The 14,774-nt window shown below is 73.5% G+C and carries 16 protein-coding genes; 12 read left to right on the top strand and 4 right to left on the bottom strand.

Translation table 11 applies throughout. The features are described 5' to 3' along the window. Positions 1-43: 43 nt before the first annotated feature. Entirely contained in the window at positions 44-1,606 is a 1,563-nt protein-coding gene (locus tag OG550_RS06640; RefSeq protein ID WP_327675555.1) for an FAD-dependent oxidoreductase, read from the top strand. 91 nt (positions 1,607-1,697) lie between these two features. Here OG550_RS06640 and OG550_RS06645 read toward each other — a convergent pair whose 3' ends face one another. Beyond that, entirely contained in the window at positions 1,698-2,393 is a 696-nt protein-coding gene (locus tag OG550_RS06645) for a hypothetical protein (protein WP_327675557.1), read from the bottom strand. Positions 2,394-3,137: 744 nt separating this feature from the next. Here OG550_RS06645 and OG550_RS32760 point away from each other — a divergent pair. The 8 genes from OG550_RS32760 (at position 3,138) to OG550_RS06680 (ending at position 8,791) form a co-directional block, all read left to right on the top strand. Then, positions 3,138-3,215: a tryptorubin family RiPP precursor gene (locus tag OG550_RS32760; protein WP_363555679.1), complete on the top strand. Its 78-nt coding sequence runs from the start codon at positions 3,138-3,140 to the stop codon at positions 3,213-3,215. Positions 3,216-3,298: 83 nt separating this feature from the next. Further along, positions 3,299-4,345 (top strand): cytochrome P450, encoded by a 1,047-nt coding sequence (locus tag OG550_RS06650; RefSeq protein ID WP_327675559.1) that lies wholly within the window; start codon positions 3,299-3,301, stop codon positions 4,343-4,345. Between the two features lie 145 nt (positions 4,346-4,490). After that, on the top strand, positions 4,491-4,961 hold the full coding sequence (locus OG550_RS06655) for an SSI family serine proteinase inhibitor (protein ID WP_327675561.1): 471 nt from the start codon (positions 4,491-4,493) through the stop codon (positions 4,959-4,961). Between the two features lie 229 nt (positions 4,962-5,190). Then, positions 5,191-5,556: a PadR family transcriptional regulator gene (locus OG550_RS06660; protein WP_327675563.1), complete on the top strand. Its 366-nt coding sequence runs from the start codon at positions 5,191-5,193 to the stop codon at positions 5,554-5,556. Then, entirely contained in the window at positions 5,553-6,179 is a 627-nt protein-coding gene (locus OG550_RS06665) for an HAAS signaling domain-containing protein (protein ID WP_327675565.1), read from the top strand. Before OG550_RS06660 ends, OG550_RS06665 begins: the two co-directional genes overlap by 4 nt. 83 nt (positions 6,180-6,262) lie before the next feature. After that, positions 6,263-6,550, top strand: a complete 288-nt coding sequence (locus OG550_RS32765; RefSeq protein WP_442905947.1) for a hypothetical protein — start codon at positions 6,263-6,265, stop codon at positions 6,548-6,550. A gap of 154 nt (positions 6,551-6,704) precedes the next feature. Then, positions 6,705-7,073, top strand: a complete 369-nt coding sequence (locus tag OG550_RS06675; protein WP_327675567.1) for a hypothetical protein — start codon at positions 6,705-6,707, stop codon at positions 7,071-7,073. Between the two features lie 740 nt (positions 7,074-7,813). Beyond that, positions 7,814-8,791: a threonine/serine dehydratase gene (locus tag OG550_RS06680; RefSeq protein WP_327675569.1), complete on the top strand. Its 978-nt coding sequence runs from the start codon at positions 7,814-7,816 to the stop codon at positions 8,789-8,791. A 232-nt stretch (positions 8,792-9,023) separates the two neighbouring features. On the opposite strand, the gene OG550_RS06685 is transcribed toward OG550_RS06680, so the two are convergent. Then, entirely contained in the window at positions 9,024-9,356 is a 333-nt protein-coding gene (locus OG550_RS06685; RefSeq protein WP_327675571.1) for a hypothetical protein, read from the bottom strand. A 212-nt stretch (positions 9,357-9,568) separates the two neighbouring features. Here OG550_RS06685 and OG550_RS06690 point away from each other — a divergent pair, with 212 nt between their 5' ends. Both OG550_RS06690 and OG550_RS06695 read left to right on the top strand, forming a co-directional pair. Then, complete coding sequence (locus tag OG550_RS06690; RefSeq protein WP_327675573.1) at positions 9,569-10,957, top strand: Shedu anti-phage system protein SduA domain-containing protein; 1,389 nt, start codon at positions 9,569-9,571, stop codon at positions 10,955-10,957. A gap of 136 nt (positions 10,958-11,093) precedes the next feature. Further along, positions 11,094-12,278 carry an alpha/beta hydrolase family protein gene (locus OG550_RS06695; RefSeq protein ID WP_327675575.1) on the top strand — a complete coding sequence of 395 codons (1,185 nt, stop codon included), beginning with the start codon at positions 11,094-11,096 and terminating at the stop codon, positions 12,276-12,278. Positions 12,279-12,374: 96 nt separating this feature from the next. On the opposite strand, the gene OG550_RS06700 is transcribed toward OG550_RS06695, so the two are convergent. Further along, the gene (locus OG550_RS06700) at positions 12,375-13,259 is read right to left on the bottom strand and encodes an MBL fold metallo-hydrolase (RefSeq protein WP_327675577.1); all 885 of its coding nucleotides are present in this window, start codon (positions 13,257-13,259) and stop codon (positions 12,375-12,377) included. A 142-nt stretch (positions 13,260-13,401) separates the two neighbouring features. On the opposite strand from OG550_RS06700, the gene OG550_RS06705 reads away from it, so the two are divergent. After that, positions 13,402-13,830 carry a MarR family winged helix-turn-helix transcriptional regulator gene (locus OG550_RS06705; protein WP_327675579.1) on the top strand — a complete coding sequence of 143 codons (429 nt, stop codon included), beginning with the start codon at positions 13,402-13,404 and terminating at the stop codon, positions 13,828-13,830. A 135-nt stretch (positions 13,831-13,965) separates the two neighbouring features. Here the strand turns inward: OG550_RS06705 and OG550_RS06710 are convergent, their stop codons facing one another. Next, positions 13,966-14,730 carry an HAD family hydrolase gene (locus OG550_RS06710; RefSeq protein ID WP_327675581.1) on the bottom strand — a complete coding sequence of 255 codons (765 nt, stop codon included), beginning with the start codon at positions 14,728-14,730 and terminating at the stop codon, positions 13,966-13,968. Between the last annotated feature and the right edge of the window lie 44 nt (positions 14,731-14,774).

Genomic DNA, 14,774 nt, shown 5'->3' on the forward strand with positions numbered 1-14,774 from the left:
CGAACACGAGCGCGACGTGACGTCACGCAGACGAGGAGTACCTGTGACCAGCGTGCTGATCGTGGGGGCCGGACCGACCGGACTGACACTGGCCTGCGACCTCGCCCGGCGGGGCATCGCGGTACGGATCATCGAGAAGGCGCCGGAGTACCCCCGCAGCTCACGGGCCAAGGGCCCGAACCCCCGCAGCCTCGAAGTCCTCGACGACCTCGGCGTCGTCGACCGGATCCTCGCCGCCGGCGCGGAGCCCCCGGTGATGCGCAAGTACCGGGACGGGCGGCCGATCGCCGACACCCACCCGTACGAGGGCTCCCGTCCGACCCCGGACGCGCCCTACGACCGGGGGTGGCTCATCGCCCAGTGGAGGCTGGAGGAGGTCCTGAGGAACCGCCTCGCCGAGTACGGCGTGAGCGTCGAACTGGCCACCGAACTGGTCGGGTTCGCGCAGGACGGCGACGGAGTCGTCGCCACGCTCGCCGACGGCGGGCGCATCGGAGCGCGCTACCTGGTGGGCTGCGACGGCGGCCACAGTCCGGTCCGGAAGCTGCTGGGCGTCTCCTTCGCCGGCCGGACGGCCGAGGACCAGGTGATGGTCTGCGGAGACGTCGAACTCGACGGGCCGGACCGCGACCGCTGGCACCAGTGGTTCGACGAGGACGGCGCGGTGATGCTCTGTCCGATCCCCGGCACCCGGTCGGGGTGGTGGTTCCAGGCCGGGCCCGAACGGGACGACGACGGCAGTCCGGTCGAGCCCTCGCGGGAGGGCTTCCAGCGGCTCCTCGACCGGCACGCCAGGATGCCCGGCGCACGGCTGACCGACGCGTCCCTGCTGTCGACCTACCGGGTCAACGTGCGGATGGCCGACCGTTACCGGGTCGGCCGGGCGTTCCTCGCCGGTGACGCCGCGCACGTCCACCCCATCGCGGGCGGGCTGGGCATGAACACCGGCATCCAGGACGCCTTCAACCTGGGCTGGAAGCTGGCCGCGGTCCTGACCGGCCGGGCGGGGGCCGACCTGCTCGACACCTACGAGGAGGAGCGGCTGCCGGTCGCCGCCTGGACCCTGGACCTCACCTCCGAACGCCTGAGCGCCGCCCTGGAGGCCATCAAGGAGCCGGGCGGCGGCCTGGACGTGGTGTTCACGCCCGAGACGACCAACCTCGGTCTGGGGTACCGGTGGAGCTCGCTCTCCCGCGAGCCCGACGGTCGGCGCGGCGCTGCCGACGAACCCGGGCAGGACGGTCCGGGCGGCCGACTGCGGGCCGGCGACCGCGCCCCGGACGCACCGTGCCGCGACGGCGCGACCGGCGCCCCGGTCCGCCTCTTCGAGGTGTTCGCCGGTCCCCACTTCACGCTCCTCGGCTTCGGCGCCGGCTCGGCCCCGGCGCTGCGGGAAGCAGCCGCGGCGCACGGCGACGCCGTGCGGGTGTGCGCGGTGGACGCCGGGCCGGAAGGGCTGCTCGACGACCGGGGCCACGCCCGGTCGGCCTACGGGATCACCGGGGACGCGCTGGTGCTGATCCGGCCCGACAACCACGTGGCCCTGACCGCACCGGCGGACGACGCCCGGGCGGTGACGGACTACTTGGAGGGCCTCGGCCGCTGACCGGCCGCCGTCCGGCAGCCGACGCGGCACTCGACCGGCATCCGACAGGTGGTTCCCGGCCCCGCCCGGGCCGGGAGCCGCCCCCTGGCCGTCAGCCGATGCCGAAGCTCACGATCACCCGGGCCGGAGTCCGGAACGCGGCGCCGCCGGCGGGGGAACGCTCGACCAGGACGCCGACCCCCGTCCCCGTCCCCCGGTTCCAGTAGCTCCAGGCGGGCTCCCTGAGCGCCGGGCCGCAGAGCTCGTCGGGAGGCTCGCTCTCGCCCCTGACCATCCCGTACGGGCTGCCGTAGGCCCTGTCGAACAGGGGCTTCGACTCCGGGATCACCCCGGCACGGTGCAGGTAGTCCGGCACCTGGCCGCTGAGGAAGGAGACCGTGGCGACGCCGTTCCTGGTGAAGTAGTGGACGTCCGAGGCGTCTTCGGGGATCCGCACTCCCCCGTCCGAGATGACCCCGGACAGCACCGCGTCACTGCCCTCACAGGCCCGGGAGTCCCCGAAGGGGTAGTACAGGTCGTCCCAGAGCACCCAGACGACGCCCCCTGCCACCAGGGTGACGACGGCCACCACGAACGCCAGGCAGGACAGCCACCCGACCCGTCCGGCGGCATCGCGGGGAGCATCCTCCTCGCGGTCCAGCAGGGGGATCACGTCCTCCCCGTCCTCCCCCTCCTCGCCCGGCCCTCCGCCCGGCTCCTCGTCCAGTACGTCGTCCAGTACGTCGTCCAGTTCCAGCACCTCGTCCAGCGGGAATCTCCCGCCGTCCCCGCCCTCGGCACGCGTCAACGCCCCGTCCCCTCCCCCTGGTCGGCCACTGCGGCCCGGAGCGTCGGCCGACGGCGGTTCCGCCGGGGACTCCCCGGCGGAACCGTACCGTTCGAGTGCGCCCCTTCGGGGGCTCGGCCGCATTCCGGCAGGTAACGGCCACGGGGCACCCCTCCGCACCGGCCCTTCCCCAGCCCTTCCGCCGGGCCTTCCCGGCCCTTCCCCGGCCCTTCCACCGGGCCCGAAACCGACCCGGTTCCGGGCTTTCCGCCGCCTCCGACACCGTCGGCCGGTCCGCCACCGGAGCCGCGGCCCCGCACTGCCCGAAGAGGCAGACCTACCGTTCGGTTGGGCAGCCGGCCGCACCGGCGACCGCCCGCGGCCGCATGGCGGCCAAGCCGAGTTCACACTCCCGTGGGCCGGGGGCGGAGCGCGCCCGACCGGCGCCGTCACCCGCCCCCACCAGGCGACAACCACCCCGACGGGCACCGCCCGTCCGGGACGGGCCGGATCCCCCGGTCCCGCGCCGATCGGACGCCGCCGGAGCCGAAACCCGAACCGGAAGGGCAATCGGCGACCACGGCCGACCTCTTGACGGTGGATCTTCACGGGGATTCACTTCTGGACGACGGGAAGCGGGGAACGGATTCCGCGCATTCCGTGGAACACGCGGATTCCGCGCAACCCGTGGAATCCGCGCGCTCCGTATCCCGTCGCACACAATTCCGAGACAAGCCCTTTCCACCACCCATCGGAGGGATTTCCATGAAGCTCGTGCACTTCGTGAAGAAGGTCATGCCGGAGAAGAGCCTGAAGGCCTACGCGTGGTACCGCTGGGTCTAACGGGGTAGCTCGACTGCCCGGTTCGCGTCCGGCGGGGACCGAACCCCGCCGGACACGAACCGCTCACCCTTGGAGTGCCACCGATGCCCACACCCAGCACGGGGAACAGCGCCCGGACCACCGTCTTCGCACCACGGATCGAGGAACTCCTCCGCAAGCACCGCGGGGCCGACCTCTTCCGCCTGGAACGCGACACCGTCGGGGTCGCCGGCGCCGAGCTGATGGACGGCCTGCTGAGTGCCAGGCCGGCCAACGCCGAGGAGCGGCCCACCTTCAAGCCCGTCCAGCGGCGGCACGTCACCCGGACCGACGCGTCCGCCCTCATGCAGGCCGTCTCGGCCGACGTCCGGGCCGCGCTGAAGAAGCCCCTGGACGCGGCGGACGACCTCACCGGGAAGTGGCCGCACGTCGCGCACGTCCACCTCCGCAACCTGGTATTCGGCCGCGAGAGTTTCCGCTTCCGGATCCTGGTCGACCGCCGGCTGGAACTCACGCCGAAACTGACCTGGATGGCCGTCGCGGCAGGTACGGCCATGCTCGGAAAACCCGGGACGGAAATTCCGCTGTCCAATCTGGCGGCCCGGGCACTGGAGGCGGAGGGCTACGACGACCGGCGCTACGCCATGTACCTGTACCGGCGGGTCGCCGCGCCGATCTGCTTCACCGTGGCGGCACTCGTGACGAACGCGCTCTGGCTCGGTTCCCCGTTCGACGACGACGTGCCGAACCGCGACATCCTGTCGGAGGCGTTGCGGCTGCTTCCCCCCTCCTGGAACCTCCTCCGCGTGGCCTCCCCGGAATTCGGCGCCGTGGACGAACGGATCGGCGCACGGGACGACGTCCTGATGCTCCCGCTGCTGAGCCACCGTGACCCCCGCCTCTGGGACGCCCCGGACGAGTTCCGCCCCCGGCGGTGGGCCGACCTCGACCCCGAGACCCACCCCGGATACCTCCCGTTCGGCCATGCGAGCGAGCGGTGCTGGGGGCGGCACATGGTCATACCGCTGGCCGAGCGGCTCCTCGACATCGTCCGCCGCGACGGGCTCGTGGTGAGCCCCGACCAGACGGTCGGGAAGGTCGAACTCGACGGCCTGCTGGAGGTCGCCGGCGTCCGGATGGTCCGCCGCTGACCCACCCGGGCGGACGGGCCGGGCGGACGGCCGCAGGGCCGGCGATGCCGGGCCCGGCGTCACGGGCCCGGCTCGCAGCCCTCCGCGGGCCGCCGGTCTCCGCCCGACGGGTTACCAACGTCCGCACACGCTCGTTCTCCGGTGTGTGAAGACCCGAGCCCGAGCCTCCGCCGCCGCCGCGGCCGTCCTGCTGTCCGCCGGCCTCACCGCCGCCGCCGCGACCGCGACCCCGACCGCCGCCGCGACCCCGGCCTCGACCGCCACCGAACCGGGCACCGAGGCCGCCGCCGAACCCGCCGCCGAAGCCGCCACCAGCCTCCGCCTGACCGTCACCCCCGGTGCGACCCCCGCCGGTACGTCCCGCGCCGCCGCGCTGGAGTGCCCGCCCGGCAGCGCCACCACCCACCCGGACCCGGTCACCGCGTGCCGTCTCGTCGACTCGGTCGACGGCGACCTCACCCGCCTCGACGTCGACCCCGGCGTCTGCACCGCCGAGTACGACCCGTACACCGTCACCGCCTCCGGCACCTACCGGGGCCGTCCGCTCTCCTTCCGGCACACCTACGGCAACCGCTGCTCCCTCGCCCGCACCACCGGGGCCGTCTTCGCCTTCTGACCGGAGACGGACGAACCACGCAGTCCGAGCAGTTCGAGCGGCACCCCCTCGGCGGCCCGGGGCCGCGCCCCCACGGGCGGCCCCGGGCCGCCGCCGTTCCCCCCTCCGCCCGCCGTTTCCCCTCCCCCGCCCCGCCCTTCCGCGTGAACCGCGCCGCCCACCCGCCCACTCATCCACCCACCTGCGGATCCTTGCTTCACCTGCTATCTTGCTTTGCATGGTACCTGGTATGACAGACCCGGAAGGAAGCGGCGCAGCGGACGGCTCGGTGGCCACCCAGCTGCGCAAGGGGGTGCTGGAGTACTGCGTCCTGGCCCTGCTCAGGGACGGCCCGCGCTACGGCGTCGAGCTGCTCCAGGAGCTCGGCCGGTTCCCGATGCTGGCGACCAGCCAGGGCACGATCTACCCCCTGCTGTCCCGACTGCGCCGCACCGGGCTGGCCGACACCTTCCTGCGCGACTCGGCCACCGGCCCGTCGCGCCGCTACTACACCCTCACACCCGCCGGCCGGAGCGCACTGGAGGAGTTCGCCACCCTGTGGCCCGACTTCCGCTCGGCCGTCGACCACGTCCTCGCACCGGGAGAGCAGTCATGAACAACCCCATGGACGACCCGATGGAGCACCCGCTGGTCCGCGCCTACCTCGACACGGTCACCCGCCGCACCGCCGCGCTGCCCGGCGAGCGCCGCCGCGAACTCCTGGCCGACCTGCGCGAGCACGTCGAGGTCGCGCTCGCCGAGCACGGATCCGCCGACGAGAACGCGCTGCGGGAGGTCCTCGACCGGCTCGGCCGACCGGAGGAGGTGGCCGGTGCCGCGCTCGCCGAGGAGGGCCGGGCGCGCCCCGAACCGGAGAACGCCGGGCGCACCGCCCTCACGCTCTCCCTCGCGCTCGCGCCCCTGCCCCTGCTGGTCGTCCCGGCCGTCGGACCCGTCCTCGCGGTCGCCGCCGCCGTCGCCGCCCTGGTCAGGATCCGGAAGTCCCCGCAGTGGGAGCGGCGGGAGAAGAAGCAGGCGATCCTGCTGCTGCTCTCGCCGGTCCTGGTCACGCCCCTGATCGCCGTGCTCCTCTCGATCGCCTCGGGCGGCCTGGACCCGCTCACCCTCCTCGCCGCCTGCCTGGCCGGCGTCCTCCTGCCCGTGCTGGCGGTGCTCCGGCTCGCCCGCTCCGCCTCCCGCCTCCGCGCCGACGCCGGCGGCGTCACCGTCACCGCCTGACCCTGCCCGGTCGGCCCGCCCTGCCACGCCGTCCCCTCGTGCCCGCTCGGACACGACGGCCCCTGTCGGACCCGCCTGCCGGCATGGCGCCCGTGGACGGACCGGTGGAGCGGGTGGACGCGGACGACCAGGTCATCGGAGTGGTGGACCGCGGCGAGGCCACCCGGCACGGCTGGCTGCACCGCGTCGCCAGCACCGGCTGCCGGGGCGCGGAGGGCCGGGTCCTCGTCCACCGGAGCCGCACCGGACGCGCCGAACCTGCCGCCAGCGTCGACCGGATCGATCCGGGCGCCGAGGCCGCCGAGACCATCGCGGGCGCCGGGGCCGCCGGGGCCGAGCGAGGGGGCCGGGGGGACCGGCCGGCCACCTGACCGACCGCCACCGGGTGCCCCGGACCCGCCCGGTGGCGACGGTGATCACCGCCTGTGGAATGCTCGTCCCCGCCGCCGCAACGGAGGCACGACATCGGGGACGACGCGTCGCGGACAGCACGTCACGGACGGCGCACCGGGGACAGGGGGAACCATGGCGGTGGCGGAACTGCTGCAGGACCACGACGAGCGGGCCTGGCGGAACGCCCACCGGTTCCAGCGCTGGGGCGTGAACCTCCTCGGCGTCCTGACCGTCGTCGGGTGGATCTGGGCCATCGGCCTCGCCTTCCTGCCCGCCTCCGCCGGCAGCAGCGGCTCGTCCGACTGCGGATCACCGGCACTCGTCGACGACTCCTCCCGCACCTACGCCCGCGACCGCTGCGCCCGCGTCGTCGACGGACGGATCCGCAGCGCGGTCGGCCTCACGGTCCTGACGGTCCCGCTCTCCGCCGCCTGGATCTGGGGCGCGGTCACGCTCCGCCTCCAGCGCATCGAGGACACGGCCGCCCCAGACCACCGGTAGCACCGGGCGGGACCGGCAGCACGGGCAACACCGGCAGCACCGGCACCGGGCGGGACGTCGCCCCCTGCCCGACCGAGCGCCCCACACCGGCCGACTCCACCGCCGAACTCACAGACCGCACCGTCGCAGCCGCCCCGGGCCCCGGGCCTCCGGGCCTCCGCAGAACTTTGCAAAGTCCCTTCCCGGCACCCCGGCACCCCGGCACCCGCCCCGCCGGTCGCCCGAACACCCTGCGGCCTCGCCGTTCACCTCACGGACCGCGGCGCCGTGCGGCCTGGCACAACACTTTGCAAAGTGTTCGCCCGGCACCACGGAGCGCGCCCGCCCGCCCACCACCCCGCCCGCCCGCCGGTGGGCGGGCGGGCGGCCGAACGGGCGGCGGAGGTGCGAACGTGCAGGCGAGCGACGGAACAGGCGGCAGGCGGGCGGGCGGACGGGCAGCAGGCCGGCGAGCCGGACAGCGGGCGGGCGAACGGCCGGACAGGCAGCAAGCCGGCGAGCCGGGCAGCAGGTGGGCGAGCCAGCCGAACGGGCAGCAGGCCGGCGAGCCGGACGGCGGGCCGACAAACGGCTCGCCGACGAACGGCTCGTGGGCCGCCCAACCTTCCGCCCCCGACCTCCCCACCTCCCTGTGGCCGGGCACAGGACTTTGCAAAGTATTTCGCCGGCGCCGCCACCACCTGCGAGGCTGGACCCGATCCCGTCACCATCGGCCGACCGTTTCCCGCAGGAGCTGCGACGTGCACGACCTCTCGTACGACGACATCAAGTCCGCCGCCGACCGGATCGCGGGGCACGTGCGCCCGGTCGCGGTCGCCCCGGGGCCGGGCGGGGTGTGGCTGGCACTGGAGCACCTCCAGCACACCGGCTCCTTCAAGGCCCGGGGCGCGCAGAACTTCCTCCAGGCCCACCGCGAGGCCGGCACCCTCCCGGAGGCGGGGGTCACCATCGCCTCCGGCGGCAACGCCGGACTCGCCTGCGCCTGGGCGGCCCGGCAGCAGGGCGTCCGGGCCACCGTCTTCCTGCCCGCCAACGCGCCGCGCGTGAAGGTGGCCCGGCTCCGCTCGTACGAGGCGGACGTCCGGCTCGTCGGCTCGGAGTACGCCGAGGCCCTGGCCGCCTGCGAGGAGTTCGCCGCCGCCTCGGGTGCGCTCGCCAGCCACGCGTACGACCACCCGCTGATCGCGGCCGGGGCGGGCACACTGCTGGAGGAGATCACCCAGCGGATCCCGGACCTCGACACGGTGGTGGTCGCGGTCGGCGGCGGCGGACTGTTCGCCGGTGTGGCGACGGCCGCCGGGCACCACGGCGTGCGGACCGTGGCGGTCGAGCCGGAGAACTGCCGCGCGCTGGACGCCGCCATCGCGGCCGGACGACCGGTGGACGTCACCGTCGACTCGGTCGCCTCCGACTCCCTCGGCGCCCGCCGCGCCACCGCCCTCGCCGTGCAGGCCGCCCGCCGGGGCGAGGTCCGTTCCGTGCTGGTGCCGGAGGACGGCATCGTCCGGGCCCGCCGGGCCCTGTGGGACGACCACCGCCTCGCGGTCGAGCACGCCGCCGCGACGGCCCTCGCCGCACTGCCCGCCGCACTGCCCGGCGACCCGGACCCGGAGGGCCCCGGCGGCACGGGCTACCGGCCCGAGGCCGACGAGAAGGTCTGCGTCATCCTCTGCGGCGCCAACACCGACCTCCGCACCCTCACGGACGACGGGCAGTAGGACGGCCGCGAGGCCGTCGACGACCAGCCCGACCGGAGGAGTCCGACTCCGTCCGGCCGATCACGCGCGGAAGCGGTTGAGAACCGCAGGGGACGATCGGCCGGACGGACCCGCGGTCGGCCACCAGGCCGACCGCCCGATGCACCGTCAGCGTGCGACCGGCGTGCCGACCGGGTCCGCCCCGAACACACTCCCGGCGGCCAGGAGTTGCCGCTGCAGCCGAGCCTGACGCTCAGCCTCCGGCCCTGCGGTGATCGGCTTCGTCGGGCTGCGGTCCGGGGAGGTGGTGGATGCGGCCGACCCAGGAGTCGGGCGCCCCGGCCTCCTCCCATGCGACGTCGAGGACGGCTCCGTGGAACCCGTGCCCCAGTTCCCTCACCATCCCGGTGGCACGCGCCTTGGCCAGCTCGGCGTCGGCCTCCGCGGGGAGGTCGGGCAGGTGCCCGCAGACGAATCCGCCGTCGGAGGTGACGAGGCTGTGGCGCCAGCCGCGCGGGGTCGCCACCAGGACGATGTCCTTCGGCAGGCCGAACGGAGCCCGCTTCCGTCGCCGGCTGCTCTTCATACGACCATTCAATCGGACCGGTCGAGCCACACCGAGGCCGGGCGGGCCCTCACCCCTGAACGGGTCGGACGCGCGCCCCACCGGAGGCCAGTGCTCCGCCCGCCTCGTTGCGCGCGGCCGGCCACTGGTTCTTCGAGCGAACCGCCAGCCAGGACGCTGTCACAGGCGATCGATAGCGTCGTCCCCGAGCATTGCTGCGCGAAGGGGGATCGATGACCAAGCAGATCACGGACATCATCAAGGGCTTCTGGCGAGAGGCTGCGGTTGCCGGCGATCGGGAAGCCCAGGGAGGCACCGATTGGCAGCCCCGGCGAGGATTCGCCACCAGCCCGCACAGGAATCTTGAGAACGCGCTGGTTGACGAACTTGTCCAACGGGGCATCGACCCCACCTGGATCCGTACCGGCCGCGCCGCAAACCTGCCCGGATTCCACGCCGTCGGGCGCCCCTGGGACATCACCGTTGTCCGAGACGGCATCCCCCTGGCGGCCATCATCGTCAAGGCACAGTCCAGTAGCGGGTTCTCCAAGAACGTGACGAACCGAGTCCAGGAGCTCATGGCCTCGGGATTCGACGTCCGGCGCGGCTACGGATCACCCGACCTGGATCCCTACCAGCCCTTCCTCGGGCTGATCTTCATCCTCGAAGACGGCAAGCAGGCAACCACGCCTACCGCCGGAAACCGACGAACCCCCTCGGAGGCTCGACGCCTGCTCTCCGTGAAGGACAGGTTCGCAGATGCCTTCCAACGCTTCCTGGTCGACGAGCTCTACGACGGGATCTGTTACGCCACCCCCAACACGGCCGGGGATGCGGAGCAGGTCGAGCCGCATGCGCAGATGAGCATGGAAGGGCTTCTCACAGCCTTGACCGATCATGTGTCGCAAGTCGGCGAGCTCAAGGATGGAAGCGGTCTGACATCTGTGCGGTTCGGTGAACTGCTGGTGCAGAACAGCGACATCGACGCACTGATGACCGGCTTCACCTCGACACGCAAGGGCCTCGTCGCCGCCGAAGCCGCAGTCATCCGCCGGCGCCGCGAGTTGATCGCGAACCTACGTGCGCTGGCCTTGTCCGATGGCGTCAACGAAACAGCCATGCAGACGGCCCTGGGAGGAAACTACTGGCTCTTCGGAGGTCAGTACGTGGGCGTAGCAGAGCGCCGGGACCTGATGCCCCTTCAGCAACACGACATCCCACTCATCTCGGCCGATCAGAGCCTCAACATCATCGAGCTCAAAGGTCCGGAGGCCCCACTGGTCCGGCGGCACCGGAGGAACCACCCGATCGTCACCAGCGACGTCCACGAAGCGGTCGGCCAGTGCATGAACTACCTGAGGACGATGGACGAGCTGGGCGCGGCCCTTCGAACCGTCCAGCGCAGCGATCTCGGCATCGACCACGACTACCGCCGCGCCCGTGCAACCGTCGTGATCGGCCACCCCGACAGAAGCGGATCGGCGACCCGAGAGGAAGTCGACCAGACCATCCGCACCTACAACGCGCACCTGAGCCGAATTCAGGTCCTCACCTATGCCGACCTCCTGGACGGCGCGGAGCGTGCCCTGAACTTCGAGGAACTCGCCGGCCGGTCCGAATGATCGGATCTGGTGGCGTGCGACGGCCGGGGGCGCCACCGAGGTGTGGCGGCCGCCGCCTGCGGACGCCGCACCTCCACTTGGGCGGCATTCCGGAAAATTTAGGTAAGCCTTGCCTATGTTCCCTAGGATGCGAGGCATGCAGAAGATCATCCGCACGTTAGCGGTCACCACCGCTGCCCTGCTCCTGGCCGCACCCGGCGCCGCCGCGACCCCGGCGGCCGCCGCGACCGGCTCCACCACCGGCCCCGCCACGGGTGCCGCCCGGCTCGAACTCCCGCGCCCCACCGGAGACCTGGCGGTCGGACGGGACACCCTCCACCTGGTCGACCGGAGCCGCAAGGACCCCTGGACGCCCACCGAGGACCGGGAGCTGATGCTCTCCCTCTACTACCCGGCGGTCGCCCGCACCGGCTCCCCCGCCCCCTACATGGCCGTCCCCGAGGCCAAGGCGCTGCTCACCGACCGGGGGCGGCTCGGCGAGTACACCACCCCCGAGCAGGTGGCCGCGACGCGCACCCACGCCCGTACCGACGCGGTGCCGCGGATCACCTCCCACCGCTACCCGCTGGTCGTGCTCTCCCCCAGCTTCACCATGCCGCGCGCCTCGCTGACCGCCCTGGCCGAGGACCTCGCCAGCCGCGGCTACGTGGTGGCCGCGGTGGACCACGCGTACGAGTCGGACGGCACCGTCTTCCCGGGCGGACGGCTGCTGACCTGCAAGGCGTGCGAGCAGGTCTTCCCCGACGGGTCGCTCCACCGGGTGTCGGACGGCCGGGCCCGCGACGTCTCCTTCGTCCTGGACCGGCTCACCGGCCCGCACTCCGCCTGGCGGTACTCCTGGCTGATCGACGCCCGGCACATCGGCATGGCCGGCCACTCCATCGGCGGCGCGGCCGCCTCGGCCACCATGGCCGTGGACCCGCGCGTGGACGCCGGCGTCAACATGGACGGCACGTTCTTCACGCCGGTGCCCGAGACGGGCCTGGGCGGGCGGCCCTTCCTGATGGTCGCGGGCGACCCCGCCCTGCTGCCGCCGGACTTCCCCGACACCTCGTGGGAGGACACCTGGCCGCGGCTGGACGGCTGGAAGCGCTGGCTGACCGTCACCGGGGCGGGCCACCCCGGGTTCACCGACTGGCCCGTGCTCGGTGACGCGGCCGGCTACCCCCACCCGGAGACGCCGCTGTCGGGCACCCGCTCGCACCAGATCGTCCGGTCGTACGTCGGCGCGTTCTTCGACCTGCACCTGCGCGGCATCCCCTCGCCCCGCCTGGACGGCCCCACGGCCGCCGACCCCGAGGTCGTGTTCCACCGCACGTGAGGCACGCGGCCGGTGGGCGGCGCACCCGCCGTGCGCCGCGTGCGCCGTCCACCGGCTCCACCGGTGTCGGGGTCCCCCCGAGGGCGGCTCGGCAGGTCAGGCGTCCACGGGCTGCCAGGCCGGGCCGCCCCCGTCCTGCCGGACGCGGCCGAAGACCACGTCGGCGAAGTGCACGCCGAAGCCGATCGTGCCGGGCTCCGCGAGCTCGGCGACGAGGCGGCGGCGGTGCTCGGCGGTCCGGGCGAGGTCGTGGTCGAAGGCCGAGGACCACTCGGGGTGGTCGATCTGGATCGGCGAGTGCACGGCGTCGCCGAAGGCGATGAGCCGCCGTCCGCCCCCGCTGATGACGTACTCGGCGTGCCCGACGGTGTGGCCGGGGGTGATCCGCACGCGGACGCCGGGGAAGACCTCCTGGCCGTCCGTGACCGTCCGCACCCGCTTGGCGAGTGCGTCGGCCTGTTCGGTCATGCCCTGCTCGTCCAGGAGGTCGCGCCGGTCCCACTCCGGCTCGGAGACCAGGTACTCGGCGTGGTCGAACACCGGCCGGTCGCCACCGGGCGCGGGGAGGGCGGCCCAGCCGAGGTGGTCGGAGTGGAGGTGGGTGAAGGCCACCGCTTCGACGTCCTCGGGGCGGCGGCCGAGTTCGGCCAGGCTGTCCGGGAGCGCGCCGCCGCGGATCGTGCCGAGGGGCCCTTCCGGGGCCCGCAGCTCCTGCGGGCCGAAGCCCGCGTCGATCAGCAGCGCACGGTCACCGTGCTCGACCAGCAGACCGCCGACGCTGCCCACGAGGTGGCCGGTGGCGTCCAGGTACTCCGGGTGCGCGGCCCACACCTCGTCGGTGGTGTCCCGGAGCAGCGGCAGCGGCCGGAGCCGCACGTCGCCGTCCGGCACGTAGGAGACCCTGATGTCGCCCAGCCGGATCGAGCGGATCCGCCCCGGGCGGCGCAGTCGCGAGTCCTGATCCGCCGTCAGATCTGCCATGGGTGCTCTCCCGTGGTTCGCCGTCGGGCCGTCGCCGGCCCGTCGCCGCGTCTTCCGCGGCGACGACGCCAACCATAAGCATCAAGCTTGAATCATTCAAGCTGTAATTATTCTGTCTTGATGAACTTGGTAGACTGCCGCCATGACGACGTCCCCCGAGCCGCAGGCCATCGCCGAGCGACAGCTGTGCGGTCTGGTGAACGGACTCGCCCAGCGGATCGCCGAGCACGTGCGGGAACGCGCCGCCACCCTGGGCCTCACCGCCTCCCAGGCGACCGCGCTACGCGAGATGAGCGGGCCGATGACCATGCGGGAGCTCGCCGAGCGCATGAGCTGCGAGCCCTCCAACACCACGTTCGTGGTCGACAAGCTGGAGAAGCAGGGCCTGGTCGAACGCCACCCGCACCCCACCGACCGCCGCGCCAAGCACCTCGTCCTGACCGCCGAGGGCACCGCGCTGCGCGAACGACTGCTTGAACTCCTCCACACGGACTCCCCGCTGTCCGGCCTCACCCCGGAGGAGCAGCGCGTGCTTCACGGCCTGCTGGAGCGGGCCGTCAACCCCGCCTGAACCCGCAGCGGCGCCTGCCTGCAGCCACTCGGACGCAGCGGCACGGGGGCACGCGGGCACGCCCGAACGGACCCGGGACGCGGCCGTTCGACCCCACCGATCGACCCGGGCCGCCCCGGGCCGCCCCGGAACGCCCTAACCGGCGCTGCCGACCAGCCGGGCGATCTCGGCGGCGACGGCCTCCGGCTCGGCCGCGACGGTGACGTGGGCGACCTCGTCGAGGCCGGTGTGGGTGCCGACGCGGACCGCCCGCTCCGCGTTCCGCAGGAGGTCGAAGTCGTTGATGTCGTTCCCGAACGCCACGTACCCGCCGATCCCCATCGACGTCAGGGCCTCCCACTTGGTGGTGGAGCCCGGGGCGAAGTCGATGATCGCCTCGTCCAGGTGGTGGTTGACCGTCAGCCCCAGGCCGCGGCCGGCCGCGGCGAGCGCCGTCATGTCCGACGCTCCGACGACGAGGAACTTGACGACCTCGGGGAGTTCGGCGAGGTCCACCCGGCGCGCGAGGGCGCCCTGGTCGACCCGGCCCAGGATCGGGTGGTCCGCGGGACCGGTGTAGGCGTAGTCCCAGGGCCCGTCCGCGAGGTAGACCGCCGCGTGGCGACGGACCTCCTCCAGCAGCGCGCCGAACTCGACGGGACCGAACGCGGCCCGGGAGCGCACCCGGCCGTCGACGGAGACGAGGCTCCCGTTGCCGCCGATCAGCACGGCGGACGGGAAGGCGCCGCCGAGCACAGGCAGGAGGTCGCGGACGGGCCGGGCCGACGCGAAGACCAGGCGGAAGCCGGCGCGCTCGCACGCGGCGATGGCAGCGAGGATCCGGTCGTCGATCGTCCGCCCGTCGAAGCAGAGGGTGCCGTCGATGTCGAAGACCGCCGTGCGGGCGCCAAGGCTGAGCATGATCGGATCATATCCGCCGACCGGTCCTGACCTGCGGCCGAGGC

This window comes from Kitasatospora sp. NBC_00458 (assembly GCF_036013975.1).
Classification (GTDB): domain Bacteria; phylum Actinomycetota; class Actinomycetes; order Streptomycetales; family Streptomycetaceae; genus Kitasatospora.